22 protein-coding genes are annotated in these 21,208 nt (G+C 72.4%); 12 read left to right on the top strand and 10 right to left on the bottom strand.

Going from position 1 to position 21,208, the window contains the following annotated elements; translation table 11 throughout:
• Positions 1-18: 18 nt before the first annotated feature.
• Positions 19-1,623, bottom strand: coding sequence for a polyprenol phosphomannose-dependent alpha 1,6 mannosyltransferase MptB (gene mptB / locus N8J89_RS09530; RefSeq protein ID WP_283663965.1), 1,605 nt, complete (start codon positions 1,621-1,623; stop codon positions 19-21).
• 215 nt (positions 1,624-1,838) lie between these two features.
• The gene (locus tag N8J89_RS09535) at positions 1,839-2,948 is read right to left on the bottom strand and encodes a polyprenyl synthetase family protein (protein WP_283663966.1); all 1,110 of its coding nucleotides are present in this window, start codon (positions 2,946-2,948) and stop codon (positions 1,839-1,841) included.
• A 161-nt stretch (positions 2,949-3,109) separates the two neighbouring features.
• Here N8J89_RS09535 and N8J89_RS09540 point away from each other — a divergent pair, with 161 nt between their 5' ends.
• The 3 genes from N8J89_RS09540 (at position 3,110) to N8J89_RS09550 (ending at position 5,276) form a co-directional block, all read left to right on the top strand.
• Positions 3,110-4,003 carry a methylenetetrahydrofolate reductase gene (locus N8J89_RS09540; protein ID WP_283663967.1) on the top strand — a complete coding sequence of 298 codons (894 nt, stop codon included), beginning with the start codon at positions 3,110-3,112 and terminating at the stop codon, positions 4,001-4,003.
• A gap of 163 nt (positions 4,004-4,166) precedes the next feature.
• Complete coding sequence (locus N8J89_RS09545; protein WP_283663968.1) at positions 4,167-4,376, top strand: hypothetical protein; 210 nt, start codon at positions 4,167-4,169, stop codon at positions 4,374-4,376.
• A 570-nt stretch (positions 4,377-4,946) separates the two neighbouring features.
• Complete coding sequence (locus N8J89_RS09550; protein ID WP_283663969.1) at positions 4,947-5,276, top strand: hypothetical protein; 330 nt, start codon at positions 4,947-4,949, stop codon at positions 5,274-5,276.
• A 6-nt stretch (positions 5,277-5,282) separates the two neighbouring features.
• Here N8J89_RS09550 and N8J89_RS09555 read toward each other — a convergent pair whose 3' ends face one another.
• On the bottom strand, positions 5,283-5,666 hold the full coding sequence (locus N8J89_RS09555) for a RidA family protein (RefSeq protein ID WP_283663970.1): 384 nt from the start codon (positions 5,664-5,666) through the stop codon (positions 5,283-5,285).
• A gap of 10 nt (positions 5,667-5,676) precedes the next feature.
• Positions 5,677-5,826, bottom strand: a complete 150-nt coding sequence (locus N8J89_RS09560) for a hypothetical protein (RefSeq protein WP_283663971.1) — start codon at positions 5,824-5,826, stop codon at positions 5,677-5,679.
• Between the two features lie 168 nt (positions 5,827-5,994).
• On the opposite strand from N8J89_RS09560, the gene N8J89_RS09565 reads away from it, so the two are divergent.
• Positions 5,995-6,969, top strand: a complete 975-nt coding sequence (locus N8J89_RS09565; RefSeq protein WP_283663972.1) for an AraC family transcriptional regulator — start codon at positions 5,995-5,997, stop codon at positions 6,967-6,969.
• Here N8J89_RS09565 and N8J89_RS09570 read toward each other — a convergent pair.
• Together N8J89_RS09570 and N8J89_RS09575 are read right to left on the bottom strand one after the other, a co-directional pair.
• A complete protein-coding gene (locus tag N8J89_RS09570; RefSeq protein ID WP_283663973.1) occupies positions 6,955-7,656 on the bottom strand; it encodes a carbon-nitrogen hydrolase family protein in 702 nt (233 codons plus the stop codon). The genes N8J89_RS09565 and N8J89_RS09570 overlap by 15 nt on opposite strands.
• Positions 7,657-7,660: 4 nt before the next feature.
• Complete coding sequence (locus tag N8J89_RS09575) at positions 7,661-8,329, bottom strand: DUF3153 domain-containing protein (protein WP_283663974.1); 669 nt, start codon at positions 8,327-8,329, stop codon at positions 7,661-7,663.
• A gap of 94 nt (positions 8,330-8,423) precedes the next feature.
• On the opposite strand from N8J89_RS09575, the gene N8J89_RS09580 reads away from it, so the two are divergent.
• Positions 8,424-10,109, top strand: a complete 1,686-nt coding sequence (locus N8J89_RS09580; protein ID WP_283663975.1) for a DUF885 domain-containing protein — start codon at positions 8,424-8,426, stop codon at positions 10,107-10,109.
• Here the strand turns inward: N8J89_RS09580 and N8J89_RS09585 are convergent.
• Positions 10,106-10,681, bottom strand: coding sequence for a GNAT family N-acetyltransferase (locus N8J89_RS09585; RefSeq protein WP_283663976.1), 576 nt, complete (start codon positions 10,679-10,681; stop codon positions 10,106-10,108). The two genes, N8J89_RS09580 and N8J89_RS09585, sit on opposite strands and share 4 nt — an antisense overlap.
• Positions 10,682-10,911: 230 nt before the next feature.
• Between N8J89_RS09585 and N8J89_RS09590 the strand changes: the two genes are divergently transcribed.
• The 4 genes from N8J89_RS09590 to N8J89_RS09605 all read left to right on the top strand — a co-directional run bounded on the left by N8J89_RS09590 (position 10,912) and on the right by N8J89_RS09605 (position 14,684).
• Positions 10,912-11,355, top strand: coding sequence for an SAV_6107 family HEPN domain-containing protein (locus N8J89_RS09590; protein ID WP_252485822.1), 444 nt, complete (start codon positions 10,912-10,914; stop codon positions 11,353-11,355).
• On the top strand, positions 11,352-12,122 hold the full coding sequence (locus tag N8J89_RS09595) for a maleylpyruvate isomerase N-terminal domain-containing protein (RefSeq protein WP_283663977.1): 771 nt from the start codon (positions 11,352-11,354) through the stop codon (positions 12,120-12,122). The genes N8J89_RS09590 and N8J89_RS09595 overlap by 4 nt, the downstream gene beginning before the upstream one ends.
• A 62-nt stretch (positions 12,123-12,184) precedes the next feature.
• Positions 12,185-12,934 carry a MerR family transcriptional regulator gene (locus N8J89_RS09600; protein WP_283663978.1) on the top strand — a complete coding sequence of 250 codons (750 nt, stop codon included), beginning with the start codon at positions 12,185-12,187 and terminating at the stop codon, positions 12,932-12,934.
• A 226-nt stretch (positions 12,935-13,160) separates the two neighbouring features.
• Positions 13,161-14,684 carry a TROVE domain-containing protein gene (locus N8J89_RS09605; RefSeq protein WP_283663979.1) on the top strand — a complete coding sequence of 508 codons (1,524 nt, stop codon included), beginning with the start codon at positions 13,161-13,163 and terminating at the stop codon, positions 14,682-14,684.
• 49 nt (positions 14,685-14,733) lie between these two features.
• On the opposite strand, the gene N8J89_RS09610 is transcribed toward N8J89_RS09605, so the two are convergent.
• Together N8J89_RS09610 and N8J89_RS09615 are read right to left on the bottom strand one after the other, a co-directional pair.
• On the bottom strand, positions 14,734-16,362 hold the full coding sequence (locus tag N8J89_RS09610) for an FAD-dependent monooxygenase (protein WP_283663980.1): 1,629 nt from the start codon (positions 16,360-16,362) through the stop codon (positions 14,734-14,736).
• 65 nt (positions 16,363-16,427) lie between these two features.
• Entirely contained in the window at positions 16,428-17,027 is a 600-nt protein-coding gene (locus N8J89_RS09615) for an acyl-CoA-like ligand-binding transcription factor (protein WP_283663981.1), read from the bottom strand.
• Positions 17,028-17,136: 109 nt separating this feature from the next.
• Here N8J89_RS09615 and N8J89_RS09620 point away from each other — a divergent pair, with 109 nt between their 5' ends.
• Both N8J89_RS09620 and N8J89_RS09625 read left to right on the top strand, forming a co-directional pair.
• Positions 17,137-17,772: a GntR family transcriptional regulator gene (locus N8J89_RS09620; protein WP_349497459.1), complete on the top strand. Its 636-nt coding sequence runs from the start codon at positions 17,137-17,139 to the stop codon at positions 17,770-17,772.
• The gene (locus tag N8J89_RS09625) at positions 17,769-18,776 is read left to right on the top strand and encodes a 1-aminocyclopropane-1-carboxylate deaminase (protein WP_283663983.1); all 1,008 of its coding nucleotides are present in this window, start codon (positions 17,769-17,771) and stop codon (positions 18,774-18,776) included. The genes N8J89_RS09620 and N8J89_RS09625 overlap by 4 nt, the downstream gene beginning before the upstream one ends.
• Positions 18,777-18,792: 16 nt before the next feature.
• On the opposite strand, the gene N8J89_RS09630 is transcribed toward N8J89_RS09625, so the two are convergent.
• Positions 18,793-19,506, bottom strand: a complete 714-nt coding sequence (locus N8J89_RS09630) for a TetR/AcrR family transcriptional regulator (protein WP_283663984.1) — start codon at positions 19,504-19,506, stop codon at positions 18,793-18,795.
• A 103-nt stretch (positions 19,507-19,609) separates the two neighbouring features.
• Here N8J89_RS09630 and N8J89_RS09635 point away from each other — a divergent pair, with 103 nt between their 5' ends.
• Positions 19,610-20,998, top strand: coding sequence for a serine hydrolase domain-containing protein (locus N8J89_RS09635; RefSeq protein WP_283663985.1), 1,389 nt, complete (start codon positions 19,610-19,612; stop codon positions 20,996-20,998).
• The last annotated feature ends 210 nt before the right edge of the window (positions 20,999-21,208 follow it).

Here is a 21,208-nt window from a genome sequence, read left to right on the forward strand (position 1 = left end):
GCCGTCACGGTCACCAGTTCAGGTGACTGGAGTAGAGCGCAGCCGCAATGGGTCCGGGCGGACCAGCGAGGCCGCGGCCAGCGCGGACACCGCGAACGCCCCGGCCAGGTAGCCCCAGTCGTAGAGCGCTGACTCGCCGGTGGGGTAGGTGACCAGCAGCAGCCACACCGAGGCGGCCACCACGCCCACCACCAGGCGGCCGGACCAGGCGAAACCGGCGGCCAGCGCCAGCGCCCAGCTGAAGTACCAGGGGAAGGTGGTCGGCGAGAGCACCGAGGCGGCCAGCAGCACCAGGGCCGCGTGGTGCACCGCGGTCCTGCCGCCGGTGCGGGCCAGCCACCACTGCCGCAGGCCGAAGGCGACCAGCAGCAGGTAGCCGGTGGTCCTGGCCACGCCGAGGAACCAGCCGCCGTCCACCGTGAAGAACACGCTGACCAGGCCGTGCACCAGCTGGCCTGCCGCGGTGGGCAGCGACAGCCAGTTGATCACCGCGGAGGAGTTGCTCAGCGCGTGCAGCCAGCCGAGGCCGACCCCGGCGGCGAGCATGGTCAGCGCGAAGGTGCCGGTGAACACGGCCAGCCCCGCGGCCACCGCGCGGCCGAGCCTGCGGCGCGGTGAACCGGCCATCCGGGCCGCCCACATCCACACCAGGAACGGCAGCGCGAGCGCCGCGGTCGCCTTCACCGCGACCGCCAGGCTGACCAGCGCGATGCCCAGCACGAACCGGCGGTCCAGCACGAAGACCACGCCCGCGGCGAGCAGGCCGACCATGAGCAGGTCGTTGTGCGGGCCGCCGACCAGGTGCACCAGGATCAGCGGGTTGGCCGCGGCCAGCCACAGCGCCAGCGGGGCCTTGCCGCCCAGCCGCACGGCCAGCCGGGGCAGCGCCCAGCACAGCAGCACCAGGCCGCCGACCAGCGCCAGCCGCATCAGCACCACGCCGAGGATCATGCTGTCGCCGGTGAGCGCGACCACGCCCTTGGCGATGAGGATGAACAGCGGGCCGTAGGGCGCGGGGCTGTTCTGCCAGAGCCAGCTCACGTTCTCCAGCAGCGGCCCCCGGCTGAGCTCGATCGGGCCTGCCACATAAGGGTCGTAGCCCTGCCAGGCCAGCGCGCCCTGGGCCAGGTAGCTGTAGATGTCCCGGCTGAACAACGGCGGCGCGACCAGCAGCGGCAGCGTCCACACGCCGATGGCCAGCAGCACCCCGCGCGCCGAGGTCCGGCCCGCCCAGACGTCGCGGCCCAGCCGCACCCAGGCCAGCACGATCAGCGCGAGGCCGCCGTAGAGCAGCAGGGTGGCCAGGTCCTTGCCGTGGCCGAAGCGCACCCAGCTGAATCCGGTGTCGGCCAGCAGCGGGTCGCGCACCAGCACGCCGCCCGCGCCGACGCCGCCGAGGGCGATGAAGGCCGAGCCGAGCCCGCCGAGCAGCACCGTGCGCAGCGACACCGGCCGCGGTCCCGGCGCGGGCTCCGGCTCCGCGGCCGCCGTGGCGGTTTTGACCGGCGCGACGACCGGCCGTTCGGGCGCCTCGGGCGGCGTCATCGGCTGGGTGACCATGTCCGTGCTGCCCGCCGTCAGCGGCGCGGCGAGCACCTGTGCGACCTCATGCGAAAACCGCACCGGTTCACCGCCGGCGCTCGAACGAGGAAGCGAGGGAATGGAGGTCATCGCGACCTCCATGGTCCCACAACGGCTCCGTGCCCCGGCACGGGATCGGGACCGGGGAGACGCAGGTCATCAATCCCTCGCCCCTTGGTGCCATTCAGGTGTCAGCCGGAAGAGGGAATTCCGGCGGTCCTGTTTCCGGCCCGTGTCAGCGCGGCGACAACCATTGGTCAGTGGTCGCGGCGGGTGGCCTCGATGGCGAGCTCGGCGAGCTTGCCGCGGGCCTGCTCCTCGGCCATCGGCGCGGTCGCCAGCGCGCTCAGCGCGGCCTCGGTGTGCGCGGTGATCCGCTGCTCCACCGCCTCCACCGCGCCCAGCCGGTGCAGCAGCTCCCTGGTCCGGTCCACCCCGGCCTCGTCCAGCTCCGGGTTGCCGATCGCGGCCTGCAACGCGACCAGCGCGGGCCGGTCGCCCAGCTCCTCAGCTCGTTGCAGGCCGAGCGTGACCAGCAGCGTGCGCTTGCCCTCGCGCAGGTCGTCACCAGCGGGTTTGCCGGTGACCTTGGGGTCGCCGAACACGCCGAGCAGGTCATCGCGCAGCTGGAAGCCGATGCCGAGGTCGGTGCCGAAGGCGCGCAGCCCGGCGATCAGCTCCGGCGATCCACCGGCCAGCGCGGCGCCCAGGTGCAGCGGCCGCTCCACGGTGTAGGCGGCGGTCTTGTACCGGTTGATCCGCATCGCGGTCTCCGGCTCGTTCGCCGCGCGGGCCTGGGCCAGCACGTCCAGGTACTGCCCGACCAGCACCTCGGTGCGCATGGACCGCCACACCGGGCGCGCCCGCGCCAGCGCCGCCTGGTCCAGCGCGGCGTCGTAGAGCAGGTCGTCGGCCCAGGCCAGGGCCAGGTCGCCGAGCAGGATCGCGGCGGAGAGCCCGAAGGCGTCCGGGGTGCCCGCCCAGCCAGCCGCGTGGTGCTGCATGGCGAAGCGCACGTGCAGGGTCGGCTGCCCGCGCCGCCGGTCCGAGGAGTCCATCAGGTCGTCGTGCACCAGCGCGCAGGCCTGGATCAGCTCCAGCGAGCTGACCGCGCGCAGCACCTCCGGCGCGTCCGGCGACTCCGGCCGCCCGCCCCCGGCCCGCCAGCCCCACCAGGCGAAAGTCGGCCGGATCCGCTTGCCGCCGTCCAGGATGAAACTGGTCAGCGAGTCCATCGCGGCGGCGACCGTCTCGTCGATCGCGTCGATCTCCCGCCGTCGCTCCTCCAGGAACTCCCGGAGCGCCTCGTGCACGTGCGCGGTGAGGTCGATGTCGATCGGATGGCGCAGCAGCTGCGGTGGAGGCACCCTTCAATCCTGCGTGTTCCTCCGCCTGGGCGCATGCCCGGGTGGCGAAACTCCCATTTGCGGCACCTGGTATCGAGGTCGGCCGGACCGTGCCGCGAAGGGCGGATCCACTTGTTGGAACAACCCGCCAAAGCGGCATTCCGGGCCAGTAACCTTGGCGTATGACGTCGGTGGTGGATCGCCTGTGCACAGGCAGACCCTCGTTCTCGGTGGAGTTCTTCCCACCGGGCGATGAGAACGCGGAGCGGGGCCTGTGGCGCTCGATCCGGGAGCTGGAACCGCTGGAACCCACGTTCGTCTCGGTCACCTACGGCGCGGGCGGCTCCAAGCGGGACCGCACCATCCGGATCACCGGCCGCATCGCCGCGGAGACCACGCTGCTGCCGGTGGCGCACCTGACCGCGGTGAACCACTCGGTGGCCGAACTGCGCAACATCATCGGCTGGTACGCCTCGGCCGGGGTGACCAACGTGCTCGCCCTGCGCGGCGACCCGCCCGGCGACCCGCACGGCGACTGGATCCCGCACCCGGAGGGCCTGGCCTACGCCGAGGACCTGGTCCGCCTGGTCCGCGGCCTCGGCGACTTCTGCGTCAGCGTGGCCTGCTTCCCCAACGGCCACCCGCGCTCACCCGACCTGGACACCGACGCGGACTACCTGGTCCGCAAGTTCGACGCCGGCGCCCAGTACGCGGTGTCCCAGACGGTGTTCCGGGTGGAGGAGTTCCTCCGCCTGCGCGACCGGGTGGCCGCGCGCGGGGTGGACGTGGACCGGGTGCCGCTGCTGCCCGGCCTGATGCCGATCACCTCGGTCAAGGGCGTGCGCCGGATGGCCGAGCTCTCCGGCGACCCCATCCCGGCCGAGGTGCTGGCCCGGATCGACCCGATCGCCGACGACCCGGCCGCGGTGCGCCAGGAGGGCGTGCGGATCGCCACCGAGCTGTCCGAGCGGCTGCTGGCCGAGGGCGTGCGGAACCTGCACTACTACACGTTGAACAAGTCGACCGCGACGCGCGAGGTGCTGGAAAACCTCGGACTGGTACCCGCCAGAGCGTGAAAGATCGGCCCTGCGGTCTGCACGGACCGTAGGGCCGACTGGTCCACTCAGGTGCAGCCGTTCGTCGCATCAGGTCTCCTTGTGATGAACAGATACGGTGAATACCGTTGCGCCACATGACTTTCGCTAAGGTCATCGCACCCGGCGAAAGGTGGTGCCACCCGTGACGGCCCCGGATGCGCAGCCCCTGCTGTCGGATCACGCGCAGCTGACCATCGTGCTGGTGGTGTGGGTGGCGGTCGCGGTGGTGCTGACCGTGGTGGTGGTGCGCTCCTGCTGGCGCCGCAAGCGGGCCGACCGGCGATCGCGGGCAGCGGAGGCCGGGCCGTTCATCCGCCTGATGCCCCCGGAACCGGATACCAAGGCGTCCTGACCGGGCGGGTCTGGTCCGCCTTTCGTGAGTTCGTTCCCGGCAATCCGGATTCGTGTACAGCCGGGCGAATCGCGAAGAGTGACTAGATACTTTTCATCGGTCGAGCAGACCGCCAGGTCAAAATTTCGTGGGAGCCGACGTAATAGCTGGTCAGGGCCTGCTGAGTCGCCCTGAGCTGCGACGGGACCGCTCTTCGGAGAGATTGCGCCACTCGGGCGCGCTGCTCGGCTAGGTGATGCACACCGGCGCACAATAGGACTCAGGGTCGACGTCTTTGCCGGTTCAAGCTTTTTCGGGTGAACGGCAACCGTTCGTCGCCTCAATCGGGTGATAATCGCTGATCAGCGCTGACGTTGAGTTGTCGGCATAGGGACCGTTCGTCGCGGTTTGCCGCCTGGCTGGCGCATTGCCACTCGAATCCCGCTTTTTTCCAAGATCACGCAGGAACACTGGGGGCAACGCAGCCGGGGTGTCGTCGCGGAGAGCGACGGAACCCGCCCCGCACACCTCCCCGACCCCACCAGGCTCGCGACCCTCTCCCGGTTGCCCGCACGAGAAACGTGTTCGACGTTGAGTTCCGAACCACGCCGTCCACAGGCGTCCAAGCGCAAGGCTCCGGTGAAGCCCGCCGCGTCCCCGTCACCGCGCACGCCCCTGGACCTCTGTTACCTCATCCTGGAGAACTGGGGCTACTCGCTGCGCGCCCTGGTGATGGTGATGGGGCCGCTCCTCGCGGTCCTCGGCGCCGTCGTGCTGCTCGCCGTGTTCGCCGGTCCCTGGGTGGCGTTCTCGGTCGGCAGCGGCATCGCGACAGCCGGTGGCTGGTGCCTGCACACCGCGCGGAAGGAGCGCAGGCTCACCGCGGTGGAGCCGCCGACGGAACCGGCCGGCGGCAAGTAGCCGCGTTCACCCCAGCCGCGCGTCCACCTCGATCTCGATCCGCGCCCGGGGATCCACCAGTCCGCAGATCGCCAGCGTCGCCGCGGGCCGAGCCTGGCCGAAAGCCTTGCGCAGCAACGGCCAGCACGGCTCGAAGTCGGTGCGTTCCGGCAGCAGGTAGCGCACCCGCACCACGTTGGCGAAGCTGCACCCCGCCTCGGCGAGGGCCTGCTCGATGTTGCGCAGGCACTGGGCGGCCTGGGTCAGCAGGTCGTCGGAGATGGTCATGGTGGTGTAGTCGAAGCCGGTGGTGCCGGAGACGTAGACGTGGTCCCCGGCCACCACGGCCCTGGAGTACCCGACCTGCTCCTCGAACGTCGATCCGCTGGAGATCAACCGTCGCTGTGTCATGCCGGAGAACCTAAGCGCGGGACCGGTTTCCTGGCGAGGCGGTTTCCGGCCGGGGCCGGGCCGGGGCCGCGGTGGTCCGGCCGCCGCGCCGCTTTCCGGCGCGCAGGACCACCTGCAGGTCGCCGGTCGGCCTGGTGATGTGGAACTGTGTCGCCGCCATGGTGACCCTCCTGTTCCCGACCCGCGCACCCCCAGTGGCGCGCGTCGTACCGCGAAACCTAGGGCGGGCCCGTGAACAGGGAAATCCAGATCGCGACAGGATGCGAGGCGCAATTCGGACAACCGGCGCGGTGGGTGGCACGTCCTGGGTACGGCACGGGGAGTCAGCATGATCTTGTTCGAGGGCCGGGATGTCGACGAGGTGCACGAGGTGGTCAGCACGCACTTCGCGCCGCACCGGCTGCGGGTGGTGGACAACCTGCCGCTGGCCGGGCGGTTCGTGGCCGCGCACGTCGGGGCGGTGTCGGTGTTCGAGCTGGGTTACGGCGCGGAGGTCGAGGTGCGACCGGGGGAGCTGCCCGACATCTACAACGTGCACCTCCCGCTGACCGGGCACGGGGACCTGCGGGTGGACCAGCACCAGGTCGGCACCGACAGCAGCGTGGTCGGGCCGGGGCAGCGGCTGCGGATGCGCTGGAGCGGGGACAGCAACACGCTGATCCTGCGCTTCACCCGCGCCGCCATCGACGAGGCGCTGGCGCTGCGGCTCGGCGACTCACCTGCCGCGCCGACCCGGTTCGAACCGGAGGTCGGCCCGGCGGCCCGGTCCTGGCTGCTGGCCATGCGCGCCTTCGCCGAACAGGCGGGCTCGGGGCTGTTCGCCCGCTCGCCGCTGGCCGCCGCGCACTTCGAGCAGATGCTGGTGCACGGCCTGCTGGACTCCCAGCCGCACACCCTGGCCGAGGCCCTGTCCGAACCCGAACGGCCCGAGCTGCCGCAGGTGCTGCGCCGGGCCATGGCCTACTGCGAGGAGCACGCCGCCGAACCAGTCACCCCGGCGGACATGGCGCTGGCGGCCAGGGTCGGCGTGCGCTCACTGCAACGGGCCTTCCGCACCCACCTGGACACCACCCCGCTGGCCTACCTGTACCGGGTCCGGCTGGACCGGGCACACCGGGACCTGCTGGCCATCGCCGAGGGCCGGGCCAGCGGTTCGGTCACCGATGTGGCGCTGCGCTGGGGTTTCACCCACCTCGGCCGGTTCGCCGCGCAGTACCGGCAGGCCTACGGGCAGCCGCCGGTGCACACCCTGCGCCAGGACCGGCCCCGGCTGCGGCTGGTCGGTGGGTCAGCGGTGTCCTGACAGCCGCGCGCGGACCACCGCGCCGGTCTCCGGTCCCGCCGCGGCCAGCACCGAGCCGTCCGCGGCCCAGATCGTGGAATGCCCGGCGCAGCGGTCGAAACCGCCGCCGGTGGCGCCCGCGCAGCTGGCCATGGCCACCGGCACGCCGTGCTCACTCGCCACCCGCCGCGCGCGGCGCTCCTGCTCGGCCAGTTCGGACTCCTCGTGCACCACCCCGGCCAGGTAGACGTCCATGCCCAGGGCCGCGGTGTCCGCCGCGTGCCGGGGCACGCCGGTGTCCCGGCAGATCGCCAGGCCCAGCCGCCAGCCAGCCACCGTCAGCACCACCGGCTCCGGACCGGGCCGGAACCGCTCCGGCTCCGCGCCGCCCAGGTGCTGCTTGCGGTAGACCACCCGGGCGCCCTCGCCGTCGATGGCCAGCATGCCGATGTGCGGCCCGGCCACCGGCGCACCGGCCAGCGCCAGCGCGCCGGTGTCCGCGCAGGCCTCCACGACCGGCCACAGCCGGGCGTCCCCGGGATCGATCAGGTCGGCGGCCAGCTCGTAGCCGGTCAGCGACAGCTCGGGGAAGACCACCACCCTGGCCCCGGCCGCGCGCACGGTGGCGGCGTGGGTGACCGCGTTGGCGGCCACGTCGTGCGAGATGCAGGGCGGCTGGGCCACGGCGATGGTCAGCGGCGCGCGCAACGGCTCACTCCACGGGGTCGAGGCGGGCGACGTAGCGCCGGTGCGCCACGAAGGCCATCACGTACACCAGCAGCGCCACCCCGCCGGAACCACCCGCGACCACCATCGCCCAGTACTCCCAGGACTCGGTGCGCTGGTCGGCGTAGGACACCGTGGCGGCCAGCTCGGTGATCTCCCCGGCCTTGGGCGACCAGCCGATGCCGTCGGTGAGGTGCCTGCCGTTGGTGCTGGCGATCCGGCCGGGGAAGCTGATCTTCAGCTGGACGTCGGTGCGCTCCGGCGCGAGCGCGGTCAGGTCGACCGACCCGGACAGCGTCACCAGGCCGCCGGAGCGGCGCAGCTGCAACCGGTAGTTGGTGGAGAGCAGCTCGGTGGCGTTGGCCAGCCCGCGCAGCTCCTCGAAGGTCAGCCCGTTGAAGAACAGCTGCGAGCCCGAGTAGCCGTCCCTGCTGTGCGGCAGCACCCGCACCCGGCTGGCCAGCTCGGCGGGCACCTTCAGCTGCGGGCCCAGGTCACCCTCTCGGGTGGGCAGGGTGAGCAGCACCAGCTCGCCGGAGACCCGGTCGTCCTCGGTGACCGCCATGGTCAGCGAGGCGCGCACGCAGCCGGAGAGGAACAACGCGCACAGCAGCCCGAGCAGCGGCAGGGCGAGGAGTCGCCGTGACAGGGGCACCGGATCATCCTGCCAGCCATTCGGGTGACCTGTCCTTGCCAGCGCACAAGAATCCGAAAGCGACGCCGCGGAGCCGCCAGGTAGCGTCCCGGTCATGTCCGCGACCGAAGGCGTCCACCAGATCAGCGAGCGGTACGTGCGAGATTTCGCCGCGCTCGACCCGAACACCGCCACCTACCTCGGTGTCCCTGGTCATGACGACAAGCTCACCGACTACTCGCCAGAGGGCCACGCCGCCCGCGCCGAGCTGAACCGCGCCGCCCTGCGCGACCTGCGCGCCGCCACCGCCGCGGACGCCGACGAGCAGGCCGCCAAGGACGTGTTCCTGGAGCGGGTCGGGCTGAGCGTGGAACGGCACGAGGCCGGGCTGGACGCCAGCGAGCTCAACGTCATCGCCAGCCCGGTGCACGAGCTGCGGCAGACCTTCGACCTGATGCCCAGCGGCACCGCCGAGGACTGGGCGGTGATCTCGGCCCGGCTCGGCGGCATGCCTGCCGCGCTCGACCAGGTGCGCGCCGCGCTCAGCCACTCCGCGGCCAAGGGCCGCACCTCGGCAATCCGGCAGGTCCGCCGGGTGGCCGAGCAGTGCGAGACCTGGGCGGGCCGCCGCGGCGGGGAGTCCTTCTTCAGCACCATGGTCGCCGCCGCCGACCAGGTCGACGGGGTGTCCGCGGCGCTGACCGCCGACCTGCGCGCGCACGCCGAGGCCGCCTCCGCCGCCTACGCCGACTTCGGCCGGTTCCTGCGCGAGGAGCTCGCGCCCAGCGCCCCGGAGAAGGACGCGGTCGGTCTCGAGGTCTACCAGCTGTCCTCCCGGTTCTTCACCGGCGCCGCCCTGGACCTGCAGGAGGCGTACGAGTGGGGCTGGGAGGAGTTCTCTCGGATCGAGTCGGAGATGAAGCAGGTCGCCGGCCGGATCAAGCCGGGGGCCACGCTGGCCGAGGCGGCCGCCGCGCTGGACGCCGACCCGCGCTACCGGGTGCACGGCCAGGAGGCCTTCCAGCGCTGGATGCAGGAGCTCTCCGACCGGGCGCTGACCGACCTGCGCGGCGTGCACTTCGAGATCCCGGACCGGCTGATGGCCCTGGAGTGCCGGATCGCCCCGCCCGGCGGCACCGTCGGCGCCTACTACACCGGCCCCACCGACGACTTCTCCCGCCCCGGCCGGATGTGGTGGTCGGTGCCCGCGGACAAGGAGGACTTCTCCACCTGGCGCGAGGTCTCCACCGTCTACCACGAGGGCGTGCCGGGCCATCACCTGCAGATCGCCACCGCGGTGCACGAGGCCGAGCGGCTCAACACCTTCCAGCGCCTGCTGTGCTGGGTCTCCGGCCACGGCGAGGGCTGGGCGCTCTACGCCGAGCGGCTCATGCGCGAGCTGGGCTACCTCGACGACGACGGCAACCTGCTGGGCATGCTGGACGCGCACCTGTTCCGCGCGGCCAGGGTGATCGTGGACATCGGCATGCACCTGGAGCTGACCATCCCGGCCGGTTCCGGCTTCCACCCCGGCGAGCGCTGGACCCCGGAACTGGGCCTGGAGTTCATGCTCACCAGGACCATCACCGACGCCACCCACGTGCGCGACGAGATCGACCGGTACCTGGGCTGGCCGGGTCAGGCGCCCTCGTACAAGCTCGGGGAGCGGCTGTGGCTGCAGGCGCGGGACGAGGCCAAGCAGCGCGAGGGCGCGGACTTCGACCTCAAGCGCTTCCACGAACGCGCGCTGAAGATGGGCGCGATGGGGCTGGACCTGCTGAAGGAACGCCTCGGGGGCTAGGGCTCCAGCGGTAGCCGGCGGCCCAGGACCGCGAAGGGTCTTGGGTCGCCGGTGAAGGTGTAGTGCCGCAGCACGTCCTGGAAACCCAGGCGGCGGTACAGCTTCCACGCCCTGGACGGGCCCTCCGGGGTGGACAGCAGCACGGTGCCGGAGTCGGTGCGGGACATCAGCCCGCGCAGCAGCTGCTCGCCGAGGCCCCGGCCCTGGGCGTCCGGGCGCACGTGCAGCTCGGTCAGCTCGAAGTAGTCGCCCATCCACTGGTGCACCACGTTCGGCGGCGCGATCGCGGTCAGCCCGCGCCGGACCTGCTCATGCCACCACTGTCCGCTCGCGCCGCGGTAGCCGTAGCCGATCCCGGCCAGCGCGCCCTGCTCGTCGTAGGCCCCCACGCAGCGCCAGCCCGCGCGGACCATGTGCGCCAGCCACATCGGGGCCCGCTGCTGCACGGTGCTCGGCGGGTACCGCATCGCCGCCACGTACAGCGCCAGGGCCTCACCCAGCCGCAGGCGGAGGTCGTCGGCGGTCAGCTCGACGACGGTCTCGCTGATGCCGGGATGCTCTGCTGCGCTCACCGTCTCATCAGACCATGACCCGTCCGCGCCGCGGTGTTCCGCCCCACGTCGAGATGGGTTGAGCATTGTCGGTCCCCCAGGCTAGTGTGGAGTCGTTCGAACGCATGTTCGATAGATCGTGTGTTCGGGCCAAGCCGGGCGGCGGGGTGGGGGAAGCACCTCGCCGCCCGGCGCCGCCGGCTTCCCCTCGGCGGAGTCGTCCTTTGTGGTGACGTCTTGAGGAGGCCGTGATGTCTGTCCCCGTCCACTTCCCGATCCAGCGGCGCAACTCCCCCGAGCTGCCCTACCGGCCGCGCACGGGTCCGGTGGCCGCGGCCGGTCTGCTCGCCCAGGCCCAGCGCGGCCTGGAGAACGCGCGCCGGGAGCCGCAGCCGGCCGAGCGCTACGCCGTGGCGCACCTGGCCGCACTGCGCGCCGCCGCCTCGGTGCTGGCCATCCGGGCGCGTCCGCGTCCCGGCAAGAACCGCCCGACCAGCGTGTGGGTCCTGCTCGCGCACGCAGCTCCTGAGCTGCGCGAATGGGCCGCCTTCTACGCCGCGGGCGCCAACCGCAGGGCGCAGGTGCAGGCCGGTATCACCCGGCTGGTCAGCCAGCGTGACGCCGACGACCTGCTCCGGCAGACCGAGGACTTCCTCGTGCTCGCCGAGCGGGTCCTGCACGAGGCAGACAGGTGAGCGGGCAGGCCCTCATCGATCCGGCCCGGCTGCTCGACACCCTGCGCGCCGAAGGAGAGCTGCTCGCCGTGTGCGCTGCCGGGGCCGACCTCGGCAGCGCCGTGCCGGCGTGGCCGCGGCGGACCCTCGGCGAGGCGGTCCGCGCGGCCGCGCACGGCTACCGGCTCGCCCTGAGCTGGCTGCGCACCGGGGCTCCGCCGCTGGTCACCCCGGCCGAGGAGGAACCGGCGGAGCCGCTGCCGGACCAGCTGCGCAGCGGGTTGCGCGAGCTGGCCGAGGAGCTGGCCGCGCACGATCCGTACGCGCCCTGTCCGACCTGGTGGCCGGCTGATGCCAGCTACGGGTTCTGGCGGCGGCGGATCGCGCACGAGAGCACGCTGCACCGGGTGGACGCGCAGTCCGCCGCCGGTGAGGAGCTGCTGGAGATCGCGCCGGAGTTCGCGGTGGACGGCGTGGACGAGGCGCTGCTGCTGTGGCTGGGCTACCGGCTGGGGCGGCTGGGCATCACCGGTCCGCAGCGCGGCACGGTCGGCCTGCGCACCGGCGGCCACGCCTGGCTGGTGCACACCGGCCCCGAGGGCACGGTGGCCGAGCGCGTCTCCGCCACCGAGGCGGCGGGCGCGGACGGGCTGGTCACCGGCGAGCCCATGTCGGTCTACCTGTGGCTGTGGGGCCGGGTGCCGGACCGCACGGTGACCCTGGCCGGCAGCAGGGACGCCACCGCCCAGCTGTGGGCGCTGCTGAGGCTGGCCACCACCGCGGGTTGACATTGACGTTGCGTCAACTTCTACCGTTGACCTCACCGAACGACAACGGGAGGTGAGCCGCGGTGGAGTGGTCCATCCAGGACATCGCGCGCTCGGCAGGCACCACCAGTCGCACCCTGCGCCACTACGGCCAGCTGGGGCTGCTGCCGCCGAGCCGGGTGGGGAGCAACGGTTACCGGTACTACGACCAGAGCTCCCTCGTGCGCCTGCAACGGATTCTGCTGTTGCGGGAGCTCGGCCTCAGCCTCCCGATGATCTCCGAGGTGCTCGACGGGCAGCGGGACACCGCCGCCGCGCTGCGCACCCACCTCGAACTGCTGGAGCAGGAGCGGCAGCGGATCGGGCGGCAGATCGAGTCGGTGCGGACCACGTTGCGGAAGACGGAAGAAGGTGAAGAACTGATGGCTGCCGAGGTTTTCGACGGTTTCGACCACACGAGGTACGAGCAGGAGGTGACCGAGCGCTGGGGCAAGGAGACCTACCAGCGCGGTGACCAGTGGTGGCGCGGGCTCGGCGAGGACGGCCGCAAGGCGCACATCGACGAGCAGGAGGAGATCGCCACCGGCCTGGCCGAAGCCGCGGCCGCCGGCCGGGACCCCGGGGACGAGGACGTGCAGGCGATCGTGGCCCGGCACTACGAGTGGGTGGTCGCGGGCTGGCAGGGCAGGCGGCCCACCGCGGAGCAGTTCCGGGGGCTGGGCGAGATGTACGTGCAGGACGAGCGGTTCACCGCGAACTACGAGAAGTTCGGCACGGGCGTGGCCGCGTTCGTCAGGGACGCGATGGCGGTCTACGCCGACCGCCAGCTGTAAATTCGGTTGGGGCAGCTGGACATTCCGGCTAATGTTCCTCATGTGCCCGGTGCGCAGGCAACGGTTACTTCCACTCGTAATGGCGATGTCGCGGGTTCGATTCCCGTCCAGGCTTCGGGCCTGGTAGCTCAGTCCGGTAGAGCACGCGTACCGTCGCCGACTCCGATCTCGGGCACACCTGATCTTTTTTCGTTACCACACAAGGGAAATCCTCGGGGGGTGTTCCATGGGCAAGTTCAACCTGCTGACCCGGCTGCGTACGCGACAGGGTGGCAAGGCGTACCAGCGGGACGCTCGCACCGAGCTGTTCCTGTTGGCGGTCAGCAACTTCGTCGGTGAAGCCTCCTGCTACGAGCTCGCCGAGGACCGGGACAACCGTTACGCCGCACTGGTTCGGGCCAACACGCTGCTCGATCCGGAGTGGACGGCGCGGCTGCTCGGCTGGCTGCGCGGGTCGGCGAACCTGCGTTCGGCGGCACTGGCCGGCGCGGTGGAGTTCGCGCGGACCCGGCAGGAGCACCAGCTGTCCGGGCTGACCCGGCAGGTGGTGGAGTCCGTGCTGCAACGGGCCGACGAACCCGGCGAGCTGCTGGCCTACTGGACCGCGCGCTACGGCCGCGCGATCCCGAAGCCGGTCAAGCGGGGTGTCGCGGACGCGGTGCGCAGGCTCTACGACGAGCGTGCCGCGCTCAAGTGGGACTCGGCCGCGCGTGGCTTCCGCTTCGCCGACGTGCTCGAGCTGACCCACCCGGCGCCCAGGGATGCGTTGCAGGGCAGGCTGTTCCGCTGGCTCATCGACGCGCGGCACGACCGCGCCGGTGTGCCGGAAGGACTGCCGGTCCTGCTGGCCCGCCAGGCGTTGACCGCGTTGCCGGTCGAGGCCCGGCGCGCCCTGCTGGTCCGCGACCCGGCCAAGGCCGTCACCGACCTGCACGAGGCCGGGATGACCTGGGAGGCGCTGGCCGGCTGGACGCAGGGTCCGCTGGACGCGGCGGCCTGGTCCGCGGTGCTCCCGGCCATGGGCTACATGGCGTTGCTGCGCAACCTGCGCAACTTCGACCGGGCCGGGATCAGCGACCAGGACGCCGCCCGGATCGCGGCGCGGCTGACCGACCCGGCCCAGGTGGCCAGGTCGCGGCAGTTGCCGCTGCGGTTCCTGGCGGCCCACCGGGCGGCCGGCGCGCGCTGGTCGGCCAGTCTGGACACGGCGCTGACCTGCTCGCTGGCCTCGGTGCCGAGGCTGGCGGGCCGCACCCTGGTGCTGATCGACACGTCCTACTCGATGACCGACTCGTTCTCCCGCGACGGCACGCTGAAGCGGTGGGACGCGGCGGTGCTGTTCGGCCTCGCCCTCGCGGCGCGGGCCGAGCACGCCACCGTGGTGTCGTACTCCGACCGCAGCACGGTTTTCCCGCTGCGGCCGGAGGAACCGGTGCTGCGGGGCGTGCGCAGGTGGAAGTCCGACGGCTTCTTCCTCGGCTCGGGCACGAACACCGTCGGCGCGCTGCGCAAGCACTTCCGCGGGCACGACCGGGTGGTGGTCCTGACCGACGAGCAGCACAGTGACGGCGACGTCAGCACCGCCATCCCGGCCAGGGTTCCGCTGTTCACCTGGAACCTGGCCGGCTACGCACCCGGCCACACCCCGGCGGGCCAGCCGAACCGGCACACCTTCGGCGGCCTGACCGACCGCTCGTTCGAGCTGCTGTCCCTGGTGGAACGCGGCGAACGCGGCGAGTGGCCGTTCTAGACCCGGTGGACCGAGCGATCACGGGGATTGCTCGGTCCACTGTGGACGGTTACCGATCGGCCTCGCCGAACCAGGTGGCCAGCGCCCGGCGCAGCGCTTCCGCCGCGCCGGGCGCGTCCGCGGCACCCGCCCAGGCCACGTAGCCGTCGGGCCGCACCAGCACGACCTCGACCTCCCCAAGCCCGGCCCCGGTGCCTGTACGCGTACGCACCCCGGCTGAGGCGCCCAGTGCGGTCGGCTCCGGCGGTTCTTCCTGCCGGGCCGGCTCCACGTCCAGGCTGGCCCGCACCAGGTCGACCCGGTCCGCCCACCCCTGCGCCGCGGCCACCAGCTCCGGCGCGTCGGCCAGCGCCAGCAGCACCGGCCGGGCCGCGCGCATCAGCTCCGCCACCCTGGTCGGCCCGGCCGCGGTGCGCAGCGAGACATCCGGCAGCCAGCGGCCCACCAGCGGATGCGGGTCCGGCACGCCCATGTCGTAGCGGATGTCCGCGCCCGCCATCAGGTCCGCGATCCGCCGGATCACCACCTCCTCGCTGAGCAGCTCCTCCATCAGCTCGCGCAGCGCGGTCACGTTCGGCCCCGGCGAGACCAGCGCGGTCTGCGCCCTGGTGTGCATGATCACCCGCTCGCCGACCGGGAACCGTTCCCGCTCATAGGAGTCCAGCAGTTCCGCACCTGCCCGGCCGGTGAGCACCGCGGCCAGTTTCCAGCCCAGGTTCAGCGCGTCCTGCATGCCCAGGTTCAGCCCAGGGCCGCCGATGCCGGAGTGCACGTGCGCCGAGTCGCCCACCAGCAGCACCCGGCCGTCCCGGTACCGCTCGGCCTGCCGGGAGTTGATGCCCGCGGTGGTGCGGTCCGGCTCGTCCGCGCCCGCCACCACGCGCATCGGGATGTCCGTGCCGAGCACCCGGCCCGCCGCCGCGCGCAACCCGGCCAGCCCGGACTCCGCCTCGTCCCCGTGCCACTCCATCACGAACACCCGGTACTGGCCGGGGGTGAACATGCCGTAGGCGAACAGGCCGCGTTCGGTGCGCCGGAACGTGGCCGGGTACAGCCGTCCGATGCCGGGCACCTCCAGCTCGCCGGTGCCGGGCACGGCCACCGGCTCCTCGATCACCACACTGCCGATCCAGCCGGTGAAGGAGTCGTCGGTGACCCCGGGAAAGCCGATGCCGCAACGCTTCCGGATCGTGCTGCGCCCGCCGTCCGCGCCGATCAGGTACCGGGCGCGGATCTCGCGTTCGCCCTCAGGCGTTCGGACCCGCACGGTGACCCCGTCGGCGTCCTGGCTGAAGTCGGCGACCTCGTGCTCACGCCGGATCTCCACCCCGAGCTCCAGCGCCCGCTTGGTGAGCAGCTCCTCCATCCTGGCCTGCGGCACCGCGAGCGTGCCGAGCGCGTGTTCGTCCACAATGGACAGATCTAGTACCAGCGCGCCGAACTGGAAGAACGGCGTGCGCGGCGGGCGGCCGGTCTGCCCGCTGAACACTTCGTAGAGGCCGCGGTGGTCGAGTGCCTCCAGCACCCGGCCGACCAGGCCGTTGGCCTTGGGTTCCAGCGAGGGTTCGGCGAGTCGTTCCAGCACCACCGGCCGCACCCCGCCCAGGGCCAGTTCGCTGGCCAGCAGCAACCCGTTCGGGCCGCCACCGGCGATGACCACGTCAAGCTGTTCTGCCACGGTGTCCTCCTTGCTCTTGCCAGCTGGACGAGGGCAGGGCGGAGCGACCGTGGCGGGGAAAGTCGTTACGGGGCAGGCAGTCCGGCCGAAACCTGGGCCAGCGCCTCGGAGATCAGCGGGATCACCGGCCGCGGCGGGTCGGCGTGCATCCAGAGCTCGGTGGCCACCGCGATGGCCGAGCTGACCGAGCCGGCGACCAGCCGCGGGTACAGGTCCTGCTTCACATCGGTGCCGGTGCGCTCGGCGACCACCTCGGCGAACTCCTGGTCGGCCTGCGCGCTGGCCTTGAGGAACTCGCCGACCACGCTCGGCTCCGCGGTCATCAGCCGCACCCCGGCCTGCCAGGCCGGATCCGGCGGCGCCTCGGCCATGGCCCGGAAGTGCCCGAGCACGGCCTCGGTCACCGCGGTCCACAGCGGTTCGGCCGCGGGCCGCTCCCGCAGCCGGACCCCGATCTGCCTGGCGCGCTCCAGGTGCCGGTAGGCGATCGCCTCGGCCTTGCTGCCGAAGTAGTTGTTGAAGGTCCGCGCGGACACCCCGGCCGCCGCCGCGATGTCCTCGACCAGCACGTTGTCCAGCCCGCGCTCGACCGCCAGCCGCACCGCGGCCCAGCTGAGCGCCTGCCGGGTGGCCGCCTTCTTGCGTTCGCGCAGACCGGGTTCCATGCCGCCACCGTAGCGAGAAAAGTTCGCGCCCCGCAAGTTTTCTGGCCACGCAACTTTTGCGCTTGGCGGGGAACCGCGTTAGCGTGCCGGTATGCAATATATTAGTCGGGTGGACCGGTCGCTGCTGCGAGACCGCGCGCTGACCGCCATCCGCCAGGCCATCGTGGTCGGCGACCTGCCACCCGGTTCACCGGTGCGCGACGTCGAGCTCGCCGAACGCCTTGGCCTGTCCCGCACGCCGGTCCGGGAGGCGCTGGCCCGCCTGACCGACGAGGGGCTGATCGAGAGCAAACCGCACTCCTACACCAGGGTCACCGCCGTCGACCCGGAGGCGGTGCGGGACGCGCAGGTGGTGGTGCAGGCCATGCAGTCGGTGGCCGCGCGGCTGGCGGTGCCGAGGATGGGGGAGCCGGAGCTGGCCGCGATGCGGGCGGCCAACGAGCGGTTCGCGACGGCGCTGGCCGCCGGTGACCCGCTGGCGGCGCTGACCGCGGACCAGGAGTTCCACGCGATCGCGGTGCGGGCCTGCGGCAACGCCGCGGTCGCCGCGACCATCGGGCGGTACCTGCCCGCCCTGCACCGCCTGGTGCTGCTGCGCTTCGACACCCTCGCCGCGCGGGACTCGGTGCGCATGCACGAGGAGATCATCGCCGCCTGCCGCGCGGGCGAGGCCGACCGCGCCGCGCGACTGGTCGAGACCAACTGGGCCACCCTCACCACGCACGAGGACAGGAGCAGCACGTGAGCCTGGCGAACTTCCCCCGCTACCCCCTGCTGTTCGGCCCTTCCCCGGTGCACGAGCTGACCCGGCTGACCCGGCACCTGGGCGGCGCCCGGATCTGGGCCAAGCGCGAGGACTGCAACTCCGGCCTGGCCTACGGTGGCAACAAGGTGCGCAAGCTGGAGTACCTGGTGGTGGACGCGCTCGCGCAGGGCTGCGACACGCTGGTCTCCATCGGCGGCGTGCAGTCCAACCACACCCGCCAGGTGGCCGCGGTCGCCGCGGTGACCGGGATGCGCGCGGTGCTGGTGCAGGAGGACTGGGTCGAGCACGACACCCCCGGCTACGCCCAGGTGGGCAACCTGCAGCTGAGCAGGCTGCTGGGCGCGGACATCCGGCGCTCGTCGGCCGGTTTCGACATCGGCTACCGGCCCAGCTGGGAGCAGGCCCTCGCCGAGGTCAGGGCCGAGGGCGGCACCCCGTACGCCATCCCGGCCGGAGCCAGCGACCATCCCCTGGGCGGCCTCGGCTTCGCCCGCTGGGCACAGGAAGTCATGGAGCAGGAACGAGAGCTGGGCATCTTCTTCGACACCGTCGTGGTCTGCTCGGTGACCGGCTCCACGCAGGCGGGCATGATCGCCGGCTTCGCCGCCGCGGGCGGCCCACCGCGCCGGGTGATCGGCATCGACGCCTCGGCCGCTCCCGAGACCACTCGCGAACAGGTCCGCCGCATCGCCGAGAACACCGCGACCCTGCTGGAAACCGAGCTCCCGCCCGACGCGCTGATCCTGGACGAGCGCTACCACGCAGGCGCCTACGGCATCCCGGACGAGCAGACCCTGGCGGCGATGCGCGTCGCGGCCCGGACCGAGGGCATGATCACCGACCCGGTGTACGAGGGCAAGTCCATGGCCGGGTTGCTGGACCTGGTCTCCCGCAAGGAGATCGGCCCGGACTCGACGGTGCTGTACGCGCACCTGGGCGGCCAGCCCGCGCTGAACGCCTACCCGGAGCTGTTCGCCAGCTGACCCAGCCGCGCGGTCGCTAGCGCAGCCTGGTGGCCAGCCCGTCCAGGATCCGGGCCAGTCCGTAGTCGAACCGGTGGTCGCGGGGCTGGTCCTGGCGCTCGTAGGCCGCGGTCAGCTCGCTCAGCCGCGGATAGGGCGCCATGGCCTGCGCCGCGGTCTCCCGCAACCGTTCCGCCCAGTCCGCCTCGTCCTGTCCGCTGCGCGCCAGCGTGGTCAGCCAGGCCGCCTCGCTGGTGCTGATGCCGATCACGTACGCGGCCACCACGCTCAGCGCCTGGTCCGCCTCCAGCAGGTCGAAACCGGCGGCCAGGTAGACCGCGAGCATCCGGTCGTTGAGCCGCATCACGTTGGGGCCCAGGTAGGACAGCCCGGCTTGGCCGAGCACCGAGGCCATCCACGGGTGCCGCAGGATCATCGCGCGCATGCTGTGCGCGCAGGCCGTCGCGCCCGCCCGCCAGTCCTCGTCCGGGTCCGGGATCTCGATCTCGCCGTAGACCTCGTCCACCACCAGCTCGATCAGCTCGTCCTTGTTGGCCACGTGCCGGTACAGCGAGGTCGCGCCCGCGCCCAGCCGCGCGCCCAGGTTGCGCATGCTCAGCGTCTCCAAGCCGTCGGCGTCGAGCAGCCGGACGGCCTCGGCCACGATCTGCGCCCGGCTCAGCGCGGGTTGTTCGCGGGTGCGGCGCGGACGGGTCCACACCGACAGGTTCGGCTTCTGCTCAGCGGCCATGCCCGAAGGCTAGCGCACGATGTGCGCAGTTGCGTCCCTTCTAGCCGTCTGCGTACAGTGTGCGCAACAGCGAAACATCGTTCGCAACTCTGGGGAGAATCCGATGACCTTCGACCTCGCGCACTGTCAGACCCGGCTCGACCAGCTCCGCGCCCAGCACCACGTGCCCGGCGCGACCCTGGCGGTGCTGGCCGACGGCCGGATCCACGAGCTGGCCAGTGGCCTGCTGCACCGCGGCACCGGCGTGCCCGCGACCACCGAGTCGGTGTTCCAGCTCGGCTCGGTCGCCAAGGTGTACACGGCCACCCTGGTCATGCGGCTGGTCGAGGCGGGTGACCTGGAGCTGGAGGCGCGGGTCGTGGACCTGCTGCCGGAGTTCCGCGTCGCCGATCCCGAGGCGACCAAGACGATCACGGTCCGCCAGCTGCTCAACCACACCAGCGGCCTCAGCGGCGACTTCAGCCTGGACACCGGCCGCGGCGACGACGCGCTGGCCAAGTACGTCGAAGCCTGCGCCGACCTGGGCCAGGACTTCCCGCCCGGCGCGGCCTTCGCCTACAGCAGCAGCGGCTACAGCCTGCTCGGCCGGATCATCGAGGTGGTCACCGGCCAGACCTGGGAGGAAGCGCTGCGCACCCGGCTGCTGGAGCCGCTGGGCCTGACCCACTCGGTCACCCTGCCCGAGGAGGTGCTGCGCTTCCGCGCCGCCATCGGCCACGAGGGCCCCTCCGGCCAGGACCCCGCGCCCGTCCCGGTGTGGAACCTGATGACCCGCAACGCCGGCCCCTACGGCGGCGCCCTGTGCGCCAGCGCCGGTGACGTGGTCCGTTTCGCCCGCCTGCACCTCGACGGCGGCCGAACCCCCGAGGGCGAGGCCCTGCTCACCGCCGGGACGGTCGCCGCGATGCAGCACCGCGAGGTCGAGGTCCCGGACAAGTGGACGGTCAGCTCCGACGCCTGGGGCCTGGGCTGGACCCTGTACGACTGGCACGGCACCCCCGGCTACGGCCACGACGGCGCCGCCACCGGCCAGTTCGCCTACCTGCGCGTCATCCCGGGCGCCAGGGTCGCGGTCGCCCTGCTCACCAACGGCGGCGACGCCCGCCTGCTGTACGCCGACCTGTTCCGCGAACTACTGGCCGAACTCGCCGACGTCGCCATGCCCGCCCCCTTCGGCCCCCCGGCCCAGCCCATCGCGGCGGACCTGGCCCGCTTCGCCGGGACCTACCGCCGCGAGGGCGTGGAGATCACGGTGACCGAACGGGAGGGCGTGACCCGGCTGGTGTACCGGTTCGTGGGCGGGATGGCGGTGTACTCGGACGCGCTGGAACTGGAGCTGACGGCGGTGTCGGTGTCCGAGCGGGTGACGGTGTGCGCGGGGCCGGGGACGGGGACGTTCAGCGGCGACTGGATGCCGGTGGTGTTCACGGAGCTGCCGGATGGGACGGGGTGCGTGTACGTGGGTGCGCGGGCAACGCCGAAGGTCGCCTGACCGGGTGGCCGATCCGCCACCCGCGCCCGCAGCCCACGTACCCGCGCCCGCGCCCGCCGCCGCGTTCCGCGCCAGCGCTCGCTGCCCGCTGCCCGCCCACACGCTTGCCGTCCGCGCAGGCAGCCCGCAGTCCGCAACCCGCGGCTCACCGCCCGTGCCCGCTGCTCGCGGCGTCGCCGCACGCGATCCGCTGCCCGCTGACCGCTGCCC

The sequence above is a fragment of the Crossiella sp. CA-258035 genome (genome assembly GCF_030064675.1).
Classification (GTDB): Bacteria; Actinomycetota; Actinomycetes; order Mycobacteriales; family Pseudonocardiaceae; genus Crossiella.

Bases quoted from the DNA above. Each gene is read 5' to 3' on its own strand.
- N8J89_RS09540 (WP_283663967.1), top strand. From the start codon at position 3,110: ATGACGTCGGTGGTGGATCGCCTGTGCACAGGCAGACCCTCGTTCTCG.
- N8J89_RS09555 (WP_283663970.1), bottom strand. From the start codon at position 5,666: ATGACACAGCGACGGTTGATCTCCAGCGGATCGACGTTCGAGGAGCAG.
- N8J89_RS09560 (WP_283663971.1), bottom strand. From the start codon at position 5,826: ATGGCGGCGACACAGTTCCACATCACCAGGCCGACCGGCGACCTGCAG.
- N8J89_RS09565 (WP_283663972.1), top strand. From the start codon at position 5,995: ATGATCTTGTTCGAGGGCCGGGATGTCGACGAGGTGCACGAGGTGGTC.
- N8J89_RS09580 (WP_283663975.1), top strand. From the start codon at position 8,424: ATGTCCGCGACCGAAGGCGTCCACCAGATCAGCGAGCGGTACGTGCGA.
- N8J89_RS09590 (WP_252485822.1), top strand. From the start codon at position 10,912: ATGTCTGTCCCCGTCCACTTCCCGATCCAGCGGCGCAACTCCCCCGAG.
- N8J89_RS09605 (WP_283663979.1), top strand. From the start codon at position 13,161: ATGGGCAAGTTCAACCTGCTGACCCGGCTGCGTACGCGACAGGGTGGC.
- N8J89_RS09615 (WP_283663981.1), bottom strand. From the start codon at position 17,027: ATGGAACCCGGTCTGCGCGAACGCAAGAAGGCGGCCACCCGGCAGGCG.
- N8J89_RS09630 (WP_283663984.1), bottom strand. From the start codon at position 19,506: ATGGCCGCTGAGCAGAAGCCGAACCTGTCGGTGTGGACCCGTCCGCGC.
- N8J89_RS09635 (WP_283663985.1), top strand. From the start codon at position 19,610: ATGACCTTCGACCTCGCGCACTGTCAGACCCGGCTCGACCAGCTCCGC.